This is a genomic window from Sphingomonas panacis, from assembly GCF_001717955.1.
In the GTDB taxonomy this organism is placed as follows: Bacteria; Pseudomonadota; Alphaproteobacteria; order Sphingomonadales; family Sphingomonadaceae; genus Sphingomonas; species Sphingomonas panacis.
Window position 1 is genome coordinate 185678 of the sequence record NZ_CP014168.1, and the last position, 16228, is coordinate 201905.

General features: G+C 66.2%; 12 protein-coding genes and 1 pseudogene. 9 read left to right on the forward strand and 4 right to left on the reverse strand.

The features are described 5' to 3' along the window. Positions 1 to 12: 12 nt before the first annotated feature. A complete protein-coding gene (gene kdsA, locus J0A91_RS00705; protein WP_069203301.1) occupies positions 13 to 867 on the forward strand; it encodes a 3-deoxy-8-phosphooctulonate synthase in 855 nt (284 codons plus the stop codon). Positions 868 to 902: 35 nt separating this feature from the next. Beyond that, positions 903 to 1211 (forward strand): hypothetical protein, encoded by a 309-nt coding sequence (locus J0A91_RS00710; RefSeq protein ID WP_069203302.1) that lies wholly within the window; start codon positions 903 to 905, stop codon positions 1209 to 1211. Between the two features lie 7 nt (positions 1212 to 1218). Here J0A91_RS00710 and J0A91_RS00715 read toward each other — a convergent pair whose 3' ends face one another. Then, complete coding sequence (locus J0A91_RS00715; protein ID WP_069203303.1) at positions 1219 to 1737, reverse strand: phosphoribosyltransferase; 519 nt, start codon at positions 1735 to 1737, stop codon at positions 1219 to 1221. A gap of 68 nt (positions 1738 to 1805) precedes the next feature. After that, positions 1806 to 2744 (reverse strand): LysR family transcriptional regulator, encoded by a 939-nt coding sequence (locus J0A91_RS00720; protein WP_069203304.1) that lies wholly within the window; start codon positions 2742 to 2744, stop codon positions 1806 to 1808. A gap of 324 nt (positions 2745 to 3068) precedes the next feature. Between J0A91_RS00720 and J0A91_RS00725 the strand changes: the two genes are divergently transcribed. From J0A91_RS00725 to J0A91_RS00740, 4 genes and pseudogenes are all read left to right on the forward strand, one after another. Next, positions 3069 to 5534 carry a TonB-dependent siderophore receptor gene (locus tag J0A91_RS00725; protein WP_083224423.1) on the forward strand — a complete coding sequence of 822 codons (2466 nt, stop codon included), beginning with the start codon at positions 3069 to 3071 and terminating at the stop codon, positions 5532 to 5534. 58 nt (positions 5535 to 5592) lie between these two features. Next, positions 5593 to 6675 carry a purine nucleoside permease gene (locus J0A91_RS00730; RefSeq protein ID WP_069203305.1) on the forward strand — a complete coding sequence of 361 codons (1083 nt, stop codon included), beginning with the start codon at positions 5593 to 5595 and terminating at the stop codon, positions 6673 to 6675. A 282-nt stretch (positions 6676 to 6957) separates the two neighbouring features. Then, a pseudogene (locus J0A91_RS24730) lies at positions 6958 to 7149 on the forward strand (type II toxin-antitoxin system RelE/ParE family toxin); the annotation flags it as partial. 115 nt (positions 7150 to 7264) lie between these two features. Then, entirely contained in the window at positions 7265 to 7549 is a 285-nt protein-coding gene (locus J0A91_RS00740) for a helix-turn-helix domain-containing protein (protein WP_240502157.1), read from the forward strand. Between the two features lie 912 nt (positions 7550 to 8461). Here the strand turns inward: J0A91_RS00740 and J0A91_RS00745 are convergent. Next, positions 8462 to 8932: an Lrp/AsnC family transcriptional regulator gene (locus J0A91_RS00745; protein WP_069203306.1), complete on the reverse strand. Its 471-nt coding sequence runs from the start codon at positions 8930 to 8932 to the stop codon at positions 8462 to 8464. Between the two features lie 98 nt (positions 8933 to 9030). On the opposite strand from J0A91_RS00745, the gene putA reads away from it, so the two are divergent. After that, positions 9031 to 12627, forward strand: coding sequence for a trifunctional transcriptional regulator/proline dehydrogenase/L-glutamate gamma-semialdehyde dehydrogenase (gene putA / locus J0A91_RS00750; protein WP_069203307.1), 3597 nt, complete (start codon positions 9031 to 9033; stop codon positions 12625 to 12627). A 220-nt stretch (positions 12628 to 12847) separates the two neighbouring features. Further along, positions 12848 to 14398: an MDR family MFS transporter gene (locus J0A91_RS00755; RefSeq protein ID WP_069203308.1), complete on the forward strand. Its 1551-nt coding sequence runs from the start codon at positions 12848 to 12850 to the stop codon at positions 14396 to 14398. A 126-nt stretch (positions 14399 to 14524) separates the two neighbouring features. On the opposite strand, the gene J0A91_RS00760 is transcribed toward J0A91_RS00755, so the two are convergent. Continuing rightward, on the reverse strand, positions 14525 to 15016 hold the full coding sequence (locus J0A91_RS00760; RefSeq protein WP_069203309.1) for a MarR family transcriptional regulator: 492 nt from the start codon (positions 15014 to 15016) through the stop codon (positions 14525 to 14527). 71 nt (positions 15017 to 15087) lie between these two features. Here J0A91_RS00760 and J0A91_RS00765 point away from each other — a divergent pair, with 71 nt between their 5' ends. Beyond that, positions 15088 to 16215: a branched-chain amino acid aminotransferase gene (locus tag J0A91_RS00765; RefSeq protein ID WP_069203310.1), complete on the forward strand. Its 1128-nt coding sequence runs from the start codon at positions 15088 to 15090 to the stop codon at positions 16213 to 16215. Positions 16216 to 16228 lie beyond the last annotated feature (13 nt).

Consider the following 16228-nt stretch of genomic DNA (forward strand, 5'->3'; position numbering starts at 1 on the left):
GTGAGGTCGTGGATGCGTCTGTGTGGGCAGCAAATCGGTCCGAATCAGAAGATGTTCTTCATTGCCGGCCCCTGCGTGATCGAAAGCGAGTCGTTCGCGCTTGCGACCGCGACGCGGCTGCGCGCCATCGCCGACCGGCTCGGCGTGCTGCTGATCTACAAGAGTTCCTTCGACAAGGCGAACCGCAGTTCGGGCACGTCGTTCCGCGGCCCCGGCATCGAAGAAGGCCTGCGCATTCTCGAGAAAGTCCGCGCCGAAACCGGACTGCCGGTGCTGACCGACGTGCATGACGAGAGCCAGGTGCGCGCCGTCGCCCAAGTGGTCGATGTGCTGCAAACCCCCGCCTTCCTGGCGCGGCAGACCGATTTCATCGCCGCGGTCGCGGCGGCGGGCAAGCCGGTCAACATCAAGAAGGGACAGTTCATGGCGCCCGGCGACATGGTGCATGTCGTCGCCAAGGCACGCGCCGCGGCCGAGAGCGCGGGCGTCGCCGCCGATTTCATGGTGTGCGAGCGTGGGGCGAGCTTCGGCTACAACAACCTCGTCTCGGACATGCGCGGCCTGGCGATCATGCGCGAGACAGGCTGCCCGGTGGTGTACGACGCGACGCATTCGGTGCAATTGCCAGGCGGACGCGGCGCCACCTCGGGCGGACAGCGCGAGCATGTGCCGGTGCTGGCGCGCGCCGCCGTCGCGGCGGGCATCTCGGGCCTGTTCATGGAAACGCACCCCGACCCCGACAAGGCGATGTCGGACGGCCCCAACAGTTGGCCGCTCGACCGGCTAGAAGCCCTGCTTGCGCGGCTGCTCGCGATCGACGCGATCGTGAAAGAGGGCGGCTTCGAAGAACAGGCGCTGGTCGCCTGACCATGCGACCCGGCGCGTGTGGAGGCTAAGACAGCATGTTCGCCCACGTTCCCGTCGCGATCGGCATCCAGCTTGCCTGCTGGGCACTGGGTCGATGGCTCGGCGCGTCCACCAAGGCGTCGCTATGGCTCGGCTGCTTCGCGGGCGCTGCGGTGTGCATCATGCGCGAGATCACACAGCGCGAATATCAATGGATCGAGCAGTTCGGCGGCGGCCGCCGCGCCAACATGCCGGGCTATGCCGGTCTCGAAGTGTGGCAATGGAACGCCCATTCGCTGAGCGAGACTGCGGTGGCGATCGCCGCGTCGGTGGCGCTGGCGCTATTCGTCGCGCGGCGGCGATAGCCGCGCGTCAGGCCAAGCGTTCCGGCACCGACATCGCTTCCTCGACGATCGTCGCGCTCATCGCAACGGCTTCCCAGGGGAACACGAACCAGCGCTTGTCGCCGTCGCGGTCGATCGTCTCCGCCCGGTAATCGACCCGCGCCTGCGAGCGGACATTGTCCAGCACCACCGCGAAGCGCAGATTGCCGCTGTCGCAGCCGGTCTCGGCGAGCAGCTTGCGGATATAGGCGATCGTACCGCCGCTATCGTTGATGTCATCGACGAACAGCAGCCGCTCACCCGCTGCGCTCTTCTCCGCCACCTTGCGCAGCAGCTCGTCGGCGAAGCCCGGCACCTTGGAGGAATGATCGACCGACAGCATCGGCAGGTTTAGCTGGTGCGAGATGAACACAGCCGGCACCAGTCCGCCGCGCCCGATACCGATCACGAAATCGGGCTTCCAGTCGCCTGCCGAGACGCTCGCCGCGACGGTGCGGACATCGGCGAGGAAGGTCTCATAAGGGATGTAATAGAGGTCCGGGCTCATGATCGGGCGAATCCAGAATGCTTGGAGAAAGCGCCCCGGATATCGTCTCGGCGCGGTCGCGGCAATCGTTACGCCTCTGCAGCAGCCGTCTGGATCGCCCCCGGATAGCCGAGCTGTGCGAAATCGTTCTCGATTTCCGCCAGCACGATGCTCGCCGCATAGGATGGCGTACGCGCGGTCGCGGTGGCGAGCGCCAGCGTCATCGGCCGCAGGATCGAATCGGAAATGCGCGTGAAGCCGAGCAGTCCGCGCTTGACCTCGGTGAAGACGTCGATCGAGGTGAGGATGCCGATGCCGACCCCCTCCAACACCAGCGACACGATCATCTGGATGTTGTCGGAGGTGACGGTACGATCGAGCACGACGCCGGTGATCCCCTCCAGCACCGCGATCTGCTGGCTGACCGCGAGCGGTTCGGCGGGCACGATCAGCGCCGAGCCGGTCACCGCCGAGAAACGCGCTTCCTTCTTTTGCCCGAGCGGGTGATCCGGCCGGGTGATCAGCCCCAGCACCACCTCGACGAAGGCGCGCACGGTGATGCCGCGATAGGATTGCGGTTCGAAGAAAATGCCGAAATCGACCTCACCGTTCATGATCGCGGCGCGCACCTTGTCGTTCTCGACCACGCGCACGCCGATCGTGATGCCGGGATAGCGGCTCTGGAGCGACCGGACGATGCCGGGCAGATAGCCCTTGGCGAGCGCGTCGATCACGGCGATGTCGACGTGCCCGCGTTTGAGTCCGCGCAGATCCTCGATCTGCGCACGCACGTCGCTGAGGTTCTTCTGCCACCGCCCCCCGGCCGCCATCATGATCTCGCCCGCCGCGGTGAGGCGCAGGCCGGTTGGCAACCGTTCGAACAGCGGCATGCCGAGATCGGCCTCGACATTGAGAATCTGCCGATCGATCGCCGATGCCGACACGTTGAGGACATCGGCCGCCTTGCGGATCGAACCGAGCCGCCCAACCGCCATGAAGTACCGCAGGAATCGCGAAAAGGCTGGCATTGGCACCCCTCTATTTTTTGCAACGCTCCGTGGGATTCATTGCGTTTGATGGCGCTACGTCAAGCCCCTACGCACATATCATGCTGCGATGCCACAAAGCGCGGCGCTCCGCAGCGCGGACGCGCCTTGTTTGCGGCACGAGTAACGAAGCGGCAGAAACTTCCGGAAGAGAATACGATCTTCTTTACAATATCGTGAAGGCGTCATTACCATGACGCACTGCAACATCCGGGGAAATGGATGGGCAGACGAGGCGGGGACATAAAACGGGTCGGCAGCGGGCGAGACAAAAGCCGCCCGCCGCGAAATGGGGGACATACATCGATGGCACAAACTTACCTTCTTGGTTTCAGGAACGATTCCGCCGCGCGGCATCGTCGCAGCTACGCTTCGTTGACCGCGCTCGCGGCGGCATTGCTGTCATGCCCGGTGATCGCGGCACCCGCCCGCGCGGCCGATGCGCCGGCACCGGCGCCGGCGCCCGATGCGGCGCCCGACGAGAACAAGGACATCGTCGTCACCGGCGCGCTCAACGCGCTGCCGAACCAGGATGTCAGCTCGATCTTCGGCTTCAACAAGAGTGTGCTGGAGACGCCGCGTTCGGTCTCGACGATCAGTTCGGAGCAGATGGAGCGCTACGGCGTCACCGACATCTACGATCTCGTGGCGCAGTCGCCAGGCACGTTCACCAACTCGTTCTTCGGGGTCGGCGGCGCGCTCGATATTCGCGGCACGCCGGGCGAAGTGTTCTTCCGCGGCATGCGCCGGCTCGACAATCCCGGCAACTATCCCACGCCGATCGCCGCCGCTGACCGTATCGATATCGTGCGCGGCCCCTCCTCGCCGATCTACGGCCCGTCCAAGACCGGCGGCTACATGAACTTCGTGCCCAAATCGGCGCGGGTGAAGGGCGGCGCGCTGCTCGATCACGCGCAGGGTCAGGTCAGCTACACCGGCGGCAGTTGGTCGTACAACGACATCAAGGCGGAACTGCGCGGCCCCTTGCGCTTCGGCGGCACCGAATTCGGCTACAGCCTGTACGGCGAGGTCGAGGATTCGGGCAGCTATTACCGCAACATGTCGACTCGCAACGTCGTCTTGCAGGCAGCGTTCGACAACCAGATCACCGATTCGCTGCGCGTCGAATTCGGCGGCATGTACCAGAAATATGATGGCCAGCAGAATGGCGGCTGGAACCGGCTGACTCAGGCTCTGGTCGACAACGGCACCTACATCACCGGCACGCCGCCCTCGCTCGATACCAATGGCGACGGCCAGATGTCGCCGGCGGAAATCAAGGCGGCGGGCGGCACCGCCGTGTTCAACCCGTTCCGCCCATCTGCAGCGATGTACACCAACACCACCCTCTCGCCATTGCTCGCGTTGACCAATCCCGGCACCACCACGCTCAGCCGCAAGGACGTGCTGACCGGGCCGAACGATTTCCTCAAGAACAAGCAGTCGACCGGCTATTTCGACATCATCTGGGATGGCGGAAATGACCTCGAGATCAAGAACCAGTTCTTCTACGACGGAACGCGCAACCGGAACAACAATGACTACGGCTTCTCGCAGTTTCACCAGTCCTATGTGATCGAGGACAAGATCGTCGCGGCGAAGACCTTCAAGACCGACGTCGGCAAGTTCTCGCTGCAACTGTCGCCGTCGCTTCGCTATACGCACTTCCTGCACGGTGACGATTTCACCTACGAATATTTCCACCGTGTCGATCTTTCGCAAGGCTACACGCCCGCCTCGAACCGGCTGTTGGCAAACGAATGCGGCTGCAACTACACCAACTACATCAAGGGCCATGCCACCGATTACGGGTTCGCCGGCCTGCTCGACGCCGATTTCGATTTCGGCCTCGACGTCATCCTCGGCGGCCGGTACGACAAGGTCGATGTCACCTCGTCCTACAATCCGAGCAAGATGGAGGTCGCCCCGGCCACCGTGTCCGGATCGGGCAGCAACGACGGCTGGTCGTGGAACGCCAGCGTCTCGTACAAGCTGCCATTCGGGCTGATCCCCTATGGCACGATCTCGCGCCAGACGACGATCATCGCTGGTCAGGGTTCGGAAATCGACCCCGACACCGCGATCGCCGGCACCTTCATGACCGCGTCGAAGCTCTACGAAGGCGGCATCAAGGGAAGCTGGCTCGGCGGGAGGCTATACGGTGCGCTCGCGGTCTACAATCAGGAGCGCGTTGATCACAACATCCAGTCCTCGACCGTCAACCAGTCGGTGCAGACCAAGGGCATCGAGGCGGAAATGCGCTGGTCGGTCGACAAGCATCTGCTCCTCACCGGATCGTACACGCACCTCAAGGTCTACAATCTGACCTTCTACGATGCCGGTTCGACCTTCAGCTTCTTCGGGGTCGGCGACCTCACCAACATCACCAATCCGGCGCTGATCTTCGGCGGCCAGCCCGGCGGGCTCGTACCGATCCCCGACAAGGAAGCCTCGCGGCGGCAGGGCATCCCGACCAACACCTACACCGCCACCGGCACCTACAAGTTCGACAACGGCATCGCCGTCAACGCCAGTCTCGTCCACGTCGACTCGGTGTTCTCGGGCCAGTCGCGCACGGTCAAGCTGCCGGAATATACATTGGTCGACGTAGGCGCCTCCTATGAGACCGGGCCGTTCCTGCTCCGTGTCGTCGTCAAGAACGCGACTGACGCGACCTATTATCGCGCCAACTTCACCGAGTTGTTCGGCGGCACGATCGTGCTGCCCGAACGGCCGCGCAGCTTCCAGGCGACGATCCAGTACAAGTTCTGACCTGATCGGGGCGCCGGCGCAGGCCGACGCCCCGTGTTCTCATTATGGAATACCGCCCATGCGCTTGCTGACCCGCGCCACGCTCTTCGCCGCCGCGCTGTTCGGACTCGGCGCACCCGCCCTTGCCGCCCCGGCGGACTGCCAGCCCGGCGGGGCCTGCGCGCATCCCCTGCCCGTCAAGGTCGTGATCGTCACGATGTTCGAGATCGGCAAGGACAGCGGCGACATGCCAGGCGAGTTCCAGATCTGGAAGGAGCGCCGTCATCTCGACACGCGCATTCCCTTCCCGCAATCGTACCATGATCTCTATTATAATCCCGAGACGCAGACACTCGGCATGGTCACGGGGATGGGCAGCATCCGCTCGGCGACCGCGACGCTCGCGCTGGGGCTCGACCAGCGGTTCGATCTCAGCCGCGCCTATTGGCTGGTCGCGGGCATCGCCGGGGTCGATCCCGCCAAGGCCTCGATCGGCTCGGCGGCGTGGGCGCACTATCTGGTCGATGGCGATCTCGCGCATGAGATCGACGCGCGTGAAATCCCCAAGGACTGGACATCGGGCTATTTCGCGCTCCACAGCAAGGGGCCGAACGACACCAGCCCGCCGGTCGGCCAGGGCGAGGTGTTCGAGATCAACGCCGGCTTGCGCGACTGGGCTTTCGCGCTGACCAAGGACATCGCGCTGCCCGATGAAGCCGGCCTCAAGGCGGCACGCGCGCGCTTCACCGGCTATCCGGCCGGGCAGCGCCCGCCGTTCGTGCTCAAGGGCGACAATCTCGCCGCGATGACGTTCTGGCACGGCAAGCTCTTGACCGGATGGGCCGAGGATTGGGTGACGTACTGGACTCACGGACAAGGCGAATTCGTCACCTCGGCGATGGAGGAGACGGGGACGTACCAGTCGATCACATATCTCGACACGATTGGCAGGGTCGACAAGCGTCGCTTCATGGTGCTGCGCGCCGGCAGCAACTACACGATGCCGCCGCCGGGCGTCGATGCCGCGACCTATCTGCTGCGCGAGAACGAGGGCTATGCCGGCATGCACGCCGCGCTGGAGAACCTCTACACGGTCGGATCGAAGGTGGTTGACGAACTCACCGCGCATTGGGATCGCTACGGCAAGACCGTACCGGAGTGAGGATATTTGCCCGCGCCGCGCGACCGTTCTGGCAATCTGCGGTGACGGTACACTGACGCGCGGGGCGGCGAAACGTGGCTAAGGTTGTCCATTCGAGTGACGGTGCGGGCGGTGTCACTTTTGGGCATGGCTGACGGCCGGGCACCCCGCGCGAGGGGTGGCCGTGACGGGTGGCGCTGACGGTTTCAAAGAGCGTTGGCGCGAGTTTGGCACAGGGGCTGCGTGTAGGACAGGCCCCCTGCCACAGTGCATCGATTTTGATACATAGCTCTTGTGAAACCGATGGCGTTTCTCGGCGACAGCCTCGACCGGCTGCGGGACTTCCCGGACGATGCGCGATCGAACGCCGGCCACCAACGCAGCGAGGTCCAGAACGGCAACGATCCCGACGATTGGAAGCCCATGAAAACGGTAGGCCCGGGCGTCCGGGACATCAGGATCAGGAAAGATTCCGGGGCGTTCCGGATCCTCTACCTGGCGACGCTGCCTGACGCGGTACTGGTCCTGCATGCTTTTGATAAAAGACGCAGGCAACGCCGCAACGCGATACCGATCCGGCGGCAAGCCGTCTGCGGGCATGGAGGCAAACATGATGGACGTTCAGACCTTCGACACTGTGTTCGACGCACTGGCGGATACCCCCGCCGAGGCTGCGAATCTCAAGGCACGCTCCGAGCTACTGTCGGCGTTGAAAGCGCGCGTGCGGGCTTGGGACGTGTCGCAGGAGGTCGCGGCCAACCGTCTCGGAATAACTCGCCCGCGTCTCAATGACCTGTTGCAAGGCAAGATGGCGAAGTTTTCGCTTGATGCACTGGTGAACCTCGCGACCGCCTCCGGGCTGGTGGTGCATATTCAGGTTGCGGAAGCCGCCTGACGCTACCTGTCGCGACTTGCGACGATGATGGCCCGGAATGCGATACTGAGCTGTGATCGGACGGCTCACGATTGGCGAAAAGTGGTGGGGAGCTGCCGTTCACGAGTAGAACTGTGACCAGATTTTGACGGAGCCTTTCGGCTTCAACAACGATGCTTGTCGAAGCAATTGATCGCGAAGTGGTTCCGCGCTCTCATAACCGGCCCGCACGGCCCTTGCGCATAGGTTGACGAACCGGCCGTCTACATCATCACGATCGTCGGTTTCTCGACAAACTTCGTCTATGATCTCAAACGCTTCATCATAGCGATTTGCGAGCACGAGCGGGTAATGAGACCACATGCGTTCAGCGGCGGACAACGGTGCGAGCGCCCGCATAACTTCGACGCACCGCAGTGCTGCTTGAGCGTCTTGCCTTCCAAGAAACTGTATCGCCCTGGCCCCATACCATGCTCTACGAAGTTTTTTCAGCGGTGACACGAGATACTGGGACCTCTCCTGATAAACGGCCGCAATTGATCGCTGCCCAACATAAAACACCGCCCGTGACGCGATAACTCACGGGTGTAAATATTCATGCATTAGAAAAGCCGCCGTCACGAGGCTCGCGGCCAAAGCGGCCCTGCCCTCATGTTGAGGCATCTTTTTACCGTCGCGTGCTTTTAAAGGTAGCAGGCAATAGACGATGAACAAAGTCACCCACAGAACTGCTGCTATTGCGACCGAGAATACATTCCCTTCCAACGGCACTCTCCCCCGGCGTCATCATAGTCGATAAAGGCAACGTTCGAAAGTCCGCGTATAGCGGTGCCACGCTACACCGACCTGCCATTCTGCTGGCGATAGCTCATGTGCTTAGAATGAAATGGGCAACCAAAACGGCGGCAGGTGGGCGACAACCGCCCCCCCCCCTCACCCACCCCGCTCCTTCACCGTCTCCATCGCCACGAACGTCGACGTGCTCTCGACATGCGGCAGGCTCGAGATCTTCTCCCCCAGCACGATGCGGTAGCGGCGGATGTCGGCGGTGCGGACCTTCAGCAGATAGTCGAAGCTGCTCGCGATCATGTGGCATTCCTCGACCTCGGGGATGCGGCGCACGGCGGCGTTGAAATCGCGCAGCGCCGCCTCGCGGGTGTCGGACAGTTTGACCTCGGCGAAGGCGACGTGATCGAGGCCGAGCCGTGCCGGATCGACGATCGCGCGGAAGCCGCGGATCACGCGCGCGGCGATCAGCCGGCGCAGCCGCGCTTGCGTGGGCGATTTGGACAGGCCGATGCGCTGGGCGAGATCGGTGACGGTCATCCGCCCGTCCTCGACCAGCGCCGCGACGATGCGGTGATCGAACTCGTCCAGATCAACTGTTTCGGGTCGCTTTTCCATCCGTTTCGCCTGCCATGTCGCCTGACAAAAGTCGATCCGGTATGATCCTGCCGCAAGATCGGTCGAAACGCTGCCCTCGCCTTTGCTACATTTGCGTCATGACGACGCCCCCGCCCTTCGCCGCCTTCGCGCCCCCGATCCGCCCCGCCACGCCGCTGCGCGCCCGCATCACCGCCGCCTATCGCCACGACGAGGCCGAGGCGCTCGCGCCCCTGATCGCCGCCGCCACGCTCGACGAGACGACGCGCGCGGCGGTGCGCGAGACCGCGCGCACGCTCGTCACCACGCTGCGCGCGCAGAAGCGCGGCAGCGGGGTCGAGGGGCTGGTGCAGGAATATGCGCTGTCGAGCCAGGAAGGCGTCGCTTTGATGTGCCTCGCCGAAGCGCTGCTGCGCATTCCCGATGACGCCACGCGCGACGCGCTGATCCGCGACAAGATCGCCGATGGCGATTGGGGCGCGCATCTCGGCGGGGGCAAGTCGCTGTTCGTCAACGCCGCGACCTGGGGGCTGGTCGTCACCGGCAGGCTGGTCGGCAGCGTCGATGATCGCGGGCTCGGCGCGGCGCTCACGCGGCTGGTGGCGCGCGCGGGCGAGCCGGTGATCCGGCGCGGGGTCGATCTGGCGATGCGGATGATGGGCGAGCAATTCGTCACCGGCGAGACGATCGACGAGGCGCTGCGCCGGGCGCGGACGATGGGGGCGAAGGGCTTCGGCTACAGCTACGACATGCTCGGCGAGGCGGCGACCACCGCCGCCGACGCGGCGCGCTATTTCACCGATTACGAGCGCGCGATCCATGCGATCGGCACCGCATCGGCCGGGCGCGGCGTGTATGGCGGGCCGGGCATCTCGATCAAATTGTCGGCGCTTCACCCGCGCTACGTGCGGGCGCAGGCGGGGCGCGTGATGGCCGAGCTGCTGCCGCGCGTGACCGATCTGGCGCGGCTCGCCAAGCGCTATGACATCGGCTTCAACATCGATGCGGAGGAGGCCGACCGGCTGGAGCTGTCGCTCGATCTGCTCGAAAGCCTCGCGCTCGACCCCGATCTCGCCGGGTGGAACGGGCTTGGCTTCGTGGTGCAGGGTTATGGCAAGCGCTGCCCGTTCGTGATCGACTGGATCGTCGATCTGGCGCGGCGCGCACAGCGGCGGATCATGGTGCGGCTGGTCAAGGGCGCCTATTGGGACGCCGAGATCAAGCGCGCTCAGGTCGACGGGCTGGCGGATTTCCCGGTGTATACGCGCAAGGTGCATACCGATGTCGCGTATATCGCCTGCGCGCGAAAGCTGCTCGCGGCGCGCGACGCGGTGTTCCCGCAATTCGCCACGCACAATGCGCAGACGCTGGCGACGATCTACCATCTCGCCGGGCCGGATTTCGTGGTGGGCGATTACGAATTCCAGTGCCTGCACGGCATGGGCGAGCCACTCTACGAACAGGTGGTCGGCGCGGACAAGCTCGGCCGGCCGTGCCGAGTCTATGCGCCGGTCGGCACGCATGAGACGTTGCTCGCGTATCTGGTACGGCGGCTGCTGGAGAATGGCGCCAATTCGTCGTTCGTCAACCGGATCAACGATGCTTCGGTGCCGATCGACGCGATGATCGCCGATCCGGTCGAGGTCGTGCGGGCGATGCCGCAGCCGGGGACGCGCCACGACCAGATCGCTTTGCCGTCCGCGCTCTATCCCGATCGCGCCAATTCGCGCGGGCTGGACCTCAGCGACGAGAGCGCGCTTGCCACGCTCGAAGCCGCTCTACTGGAGAGCGCCGCGACCGGCTGGATCGCCGCGCCGCCCGGTGGCGAGGGCGTGGCGCGCCCGGTGTGCAACCCCGCCGACGCGCGCGACGTGGTCGGCACGGTGTTCGAACCCTCGGCCGCGCAGGCGCAAGCCGCCGCGACCCGCGCCGCCACCTCGACTTGGGGCGCGGTGCCGGTCGCCGAGCGCGCGGCGATCCTCGACCGTGCCGCCGAGGCGTTGCAGGCGCGGATGCCGGTGCTGCTCGGGCTGATCGTGCGCGAGGCGGGCAAGTCGCTGCCAAACGCGATCGCCGAGGTGCGCGAGGCCATCGACTTCCTGCACTATTACGCCGCGCAGGCGCGCGCCACGTTCGGCGCGGAGCAGGCGCCGCTTGGGCCGGTGGTGTGCATCAGCCCGTGGAACTTCCCGCTGGCGATCTTCACCGGGCAGGTCGCCGCCGCGCTCGCCGCCGGCAATCCGGTACTCGCCAAGCCCGCCGAGGAAACCCCGCTGATCGCGGCGGAGGCGGTGCGGTTGCTCCATGCCGCCGGGGTGCCAGGCGATGCGCTGCAGTTGCTGCCCGGCGACGGCGCGATCGGCGCTGCTTTGGTCGCCGCGCAGGAGACGGCTGGGGTGGTGTTCACCGGATCGACGGATGTGGCGCGGCTGATCCAGCGCCAGCTTGCCACGCGGCTGTCACCATCGGGCAAGCCGATCCCGCTGATCGCCGAGACCGGCGGGCAGAATGCGATGATCGTCGATTCGTCCGCGCTCGCCGAGCAGGTGGTGGCGGATGTGCTCGCCTCGGCGTTCGACAGCGCGGGGCAGCGGTGTTCGGCGCTGCGCATCCTGTGCCTGCAGGAGGAGGTCGCCGATCGCACGCTGGCGATGCTGAAAGGTGCGCTCGCCGAGCTGACGCTCGGCCGCACCGACGCGCTCGCAGTCGATATCGGCCCGGTCATCACCGCCGAGGCGCAAGGCGGGATCACCCAGCATATCGAGGCGATGCGCGCGCGCGGCCATGCCGTCACGCAAGCGCCGCTGCCAGTGGCGACTGCGCACGGCACGTTCGTCGCGCCGACGATCATCGAGATCGACCGGATCGCCGATGTCGAGCGTGAGGTGTTCGGCCCGGTGCTGCACGTGCTGCGGTTCCGGCGCGAGCGGCTGGGCGCGCTGGTCGAGGCGATCAACGCGACCGGCTATGGCCTCACCTTCGGGTTGCACACGCGGCTCGACGCGACCGTCGCCGAGGTGACGGCGCGGGTGCGGGCGGGCAATCTGTACGTGAACCGCAACGTCATCGGCGCGGTGGTCGGCGTGCAGCCGTTCGGCGGGCGCGGGCTTTCCGGCACCGGGCCGAAGGCGGGCGGGCCGCTGTATCTCGGGCGGCTGGCGCAGGTGGCGCCGGATGTCGCCGAACATAGCGGGCAGATCCCGGCGCCTCTGCGCGACTTCGCCGACTGGCTGGCGGCGCGCGGCGATGCGCGCGGGGCGGCAAAGGCGCTGCGCTACGGCGCGGCGTCGGCGCTTGGCGTCGAGCGCGCGTTGCCGGGGCCGGTCGGCGAGCGCAACCTCTACGCGCTGCACCCGCGCGGTGCCGTGCTGCTCAGGCCGGCGAGCGAGGCCGGGCTGATCGAACAGATGGCGGCGGTGCTGGCGACGGGCAATCGCGGCGTGGTCGCGGGGATGGCGCTTCCCGCCGGGCTGCCGGCGAGTGTCGCGGCGATGTTTGGTGGCGGGGATGCGGCGTATGCGGTCGCGCTGGTCGAGGGTGATCCGGGCGAGACGCTCGCCAGCGTGGCGGCGCTCGATGGCGCGATCGTGCCGGTCCACCGCGCCGACCCTGCCCGCCCGCTCGCGTATGATCCGGTGTGGCTGGTCGAGGAGGTTTCGACCTCGATCAACACGACGGCGGCTGGCGGCAATGCGAGCCTGATGGCGATCGGCTGATCCTCCGTCGCCCCGGCGGAGGCCGGGGCCGCTGCGCAGTTTGGCGGGCCGGGTGCCCCTACCCCCAGCGGCCCCGGCCTTCGCCGGGGCGACGATCATGGCGAGCAGGCGGTTCCCTTTTCCGGCCTGCGTGCCCATATACACCGCACCGGCACGCCCGCGTGACAGACGGGCGGCCTTTCGCGGGAGCCGAGTCCCGCCCGTTCAACGAAGTAGCCTTATGTCCCTTCTCCCCTTTTCCGGTCAGCCGGCGCAGCGCCCGAGGCGGCGCGGGGTCGCCTCGGTCAACGCCGAGGTGCGCGACGGCATCGTTCCGGCGGCGGGGTCGCTTACCAAGACGCAGGATCTGGGGCCGGCGGTATCGGGGCAGAATTACCGGCTGGTCGCGCTGATCATCGCCAGCGCGTTGTTCATGGAATTCGTCGACGCGACCGTGCTCGCGACCGCGCTGCCGACGATGGCGCGCGATTTCGGGGTGCGCGCGCCCGAGATGAGCATCGCGCTCACCTCGTATCTGCTCGCGCTGGCGATCTTCATTCCGGCCTCGGGCGTGCTGGCGGATCGCTATGGCTCGCGCACCGTGTTCCGCGCCGCGATCCTGCTGTTCATGGCCGGCAGCCTCGCCTGCGGCCAGTCGCGCACGCTCGAGATGATCGTGGTGTCGCGCTTCGTGCAGGGCATCGGGGGCGCGATGATGATTCCGGTCGGGCGGCTGGTGCTGCTGCGCTCGGTCGCCAAGCAGGACATGGTCAACGCGATGTCGTGGCTGCTGGTGCCCGCGCTGATCGGCCCGATCATCGGCCCGCCGCTCGGCGGGTTCATCGTCACCTATCTCGACTGGCGCTGGATCTTCTACATCAACCTGCCGGTGGGTGTGCTCGGGGTGTGGCTGGTCGGGCGCTTCATCGCCAACATCAAGGAGGATGAGCCGGCGCCATTCGACGTGCGCGGCTTCGTGCTGAGCGGGCTGTCGCTCGGCTGCCTGCTGTTCGGGTTCGAGATGGTCAGCCGCCCCGGCGAAGGCGGCACCGCGGCGGTGCTGGTCGCGATCGGCGTCGTGGCGGGCGGGCTCTACATCCGCCACGCGCGCGGCCGCGAGGGCGCGATCCTCGATCTTTCGCTGATGCGCGATCCGACCTTCCGCCTGTCGGTGATCGCGGGATCGATCACGCGAATCACGCAAGGGGCGCAGCCGTTCCTGCTGCCGCTGATGATGCAGGTCGGCTTCGGCTTCTCCGCCGCGCGCAGCGGCACGATCACGGTGGCGACCGCGATCGGATCGCTGGCGATGAAGGGCCTCGCGCAGCGCGTGCTGCGCCGGCTCGGCTTCCGCCGCGCGCTGATCTGGAACGGCGTGCTGGCGACCACGGGCTATGCGATGTGCGGGCTGTTCCGGCCGAGCTGGCCGGTGTGGGCGATGTTCGGGATGCTCGCGATCTCGGGCTTCTTCATGTCGTTCCAGTTCACCGCCTACAACACGATCGCCTATGACGGGGTCGACAAGCGCCACATGAGCAGCGCGACGGCGTTCTATTCGACCTTCCAGCAACTGATGCTCTCGCTCGGCATCTGCGTCGCGGCGATCGCGCTGCATCTGGCGATGGTGGCGAACGGCCATGCGACGCCGGCGCTCGACGATTTCTCGATCGCCTTCTGGGTCGTGACCTCGATTTCGCTGAGCGCGACCTTGTGGAACGTGCGTTTCGCGCGCGATGCCGGCGCGGAGATCAGCGGGCATGTCGAGCCGGAGGTGGAGAAGGCCGCGGCTTGAAGCGTTCTTCTTCGCCGATGGGTGAAAACTCCGGTCGCCCTGAGCTTGTCGAAGGGCGTGCCACAGGCGCTCCGCCCGGATCACGTGCTTCGACGGGCTCAGCACGAACGGGGAGGCGGCAAACCGTTACTCGCCGCCGAGCATGCCGATCCGCTTGCGCTCCTCGGCCGGGATCAGCCCTTCGAGCACCGCCCAGAAACCGCCCACCGCCGCCTGCCCCGCGCTTGCGTAGGCGGCGGACAGCCGTTCGCGCAGCGCGTCGAACAATTCGGTTTCGAGCCGGCGTCCGGTCTCGCTCAGCCGCAACAGCCGCTGGCGGCGGTCGCGTTCGCCGGGGCGCATCTCGACCAGTTCGCGCTCGATCAGTTCGTTGAGAACGCGGCCGAGCGATTGCTTGGTAATCGCCAGCAGGCCGAGCAACTGGCTCACGGTAAGATCGGGCTGGCGGGCGATGAAATACAGCGCACGGTGATGCGCGCGCCCCAATCCCTGGTCCGCCAATCCTTGATCGATGGTGCGCGTCAGGTGGCTGTTTCCGAAGTACAAAAGCTCGAGCCCGCGCCGAAGCTCGGGTTCGCGCAGGAAAAGCGGCGACGCGGCGGTGTTCTGGCCAGCCATGTTGACCGGATTTGACCGCAACCCTATCAGGGTTCAACCCCCAAGTTGTATCAAATTGTACGAAGGTTGCGATGACCGATCTGACTCTCGACCCTGCCGATCGGATCGCCGCCGACGCGCCGACCTTCACCTTTGAACGCAACGCCAGCCCGATCGAGGCGAACGAGCGCGCCCGGCTGCTGGAGAACCCCGGCTTCGGGCGCGTCTTCACCGATCATATGGCGATGATCCGCTACAGCGAGGAAAAGGGCTGGCACGACGCGAAGATCGTGCCGCGCGCGCCGTTCCAGATGGATGGCGCCTCGTCGGTGCTGCATTACGCGCAGGAAATCTTCGAGGGCATGAAGGCCTACCGCCTTGCCGACGGCAGCACCGCGCTGTTCCGGCCCGAGGCGAACGCGCGCCGTTTCCGCGACTCCGCGATCCGCATGGCGATGGAGCCGCTACCCGAAGACCTGTTCCTCGCCTCGGTGCGCGAGCTCGTCAAAATCGAGCAGGACTGGATTCCCGAGGCCGAGGGCGGATCGCTGTATCTGCGCCCGTTCATGATCGCGAGCGAAGTGTTCCTCGGCGTGAAGCCGTCGTCCGAGTACCTCTACGCGGTGATCGCCTCGTCGGTTGGCGCCTATTTCAAGGCCGGCGCCGGTGCGGTGTCGCTGTGGGTCTCGCAGGATTACACGCGCGCGGCGCCGGGCGGCACGGGTGCGGCCAAGTGCGGTGGCAATTACGCCTCCAGCCTGGTCGCGCAGGCCGAGGCGACGCGCAAGGGCTGCGACCAGGTGCTGTTCCTCGACGCGGTCGAGCGCCGCTGGATCGAGGAACTCGGCGGCATGAACATCTTCTTCGTGTTCGACGACGGCACGCTGGCGACCCCGCCGCTGACCGGCACGATCCTGCCCGGCATCACCCGCGATTCGATCATCACGATGGCGCGCGACATGGGCCTCACCGTGCGCGAGGAGCCCTATGCGATCGACCAGTGCCGCGCCGACGCCGAGAGCGGCCGACTGCGCGAGGCGTTCGCCTGCGGCACCGCCGCCGTGGTCGCGCCGATCGGCATGATGAAGATGGCCGACGGCGACTTCACGATCGGCAGCGGCGGCCCCGGCCAGACGACGATGCGAATCCGCGACGCGCTGACCAGCGTGCAGCGCGGCAAGCTGCCCGACCCGCGCGGCTGGGTCGAACAGATCGCCTGATCGGAGCGGCCCT

Coding starts and splice junctions, on each gene's coding strand:
- J0A91_RS00760 (WP_069203309.1), bottom strand. CDS start 15,016: ATGGCTGGCCAGAACACCGCCGCGTCGCCGCTTTTCCTGCGCGAACCC.
- putA (WP_069203307.1), top strand. CDS start 9,031: ATGACGACGCCCCCGCCCTTCGCCGCCTTCGCGCCCCCGATCCGCCCC.
- J0A91_RS00745 (WP_069203306.1), bottom strand. CDS start 8,932: ATGGAAAAGCGACCCGAAACAGTTGATCTGGACGAGTTCGATCACCGC.
- J0A91_RS00765 (WP_069203310.1), top strand. CDS start 15,088: ATGACCGATCTGACTCTCGACCCTGCCGATCGGATCGCCGCCGACGCG.
- J0A91_RS00755 (WP_069203308.1), top strand. CDS start 12,848: ATGTCCCTTCTCCCCTTTTCCGGTCAGCCGGCGCAGCGCCCGAGGCGG.
- J0A91_RS00725 (WP_083224423.1), top strand. CDS start 3,069: ATGGCACAAACTTACCTTCTTGGTTTCAGGAACGATTCCGCCGCGCGG.
- J0A91_RS00740 (WP_240502157.1), top strand. CDS start 7,265: ATGATGGACGTTCAGACCTTCGACACTGTGTTCGACGCACTGGCGGAT.
- kdsA (WP_069203301.1), top strand. CDS start 13: ATGCGTCTGTGTGGGCAGCAAATCGGTCCGAATCAGAAGATGTTCTTC.
- J0A91_RS00710 (WP_069203302.1), top strand. CDS start 903: ATGTTCGCCCACGTTCCCGTCGCGATCGGCATCCAGCTTGCCTGCTGG.
- J0A91_RS00730 (WP_069203305.1), top strand. CDS start 5,593: ATGCGCTTGCTGACCCGCGCCACGCTCTTCGCCGCCGCGCTGTTCGGA.
- J0A91_RS00720 (WP_069203304.1), bottom strand. CDS start 2,744: ATGCCAGCCTTTTCGCGATTCCTGCGGTACTTCATGGCGGTTGGGCGG.
- J0A91_RS00715 (WP_069203303.1), bottom strand. CDS start 1,737: ATGAGCCCGGACCTCTATTACATCCCTTATGAGACCTTCCTCGCCGAT.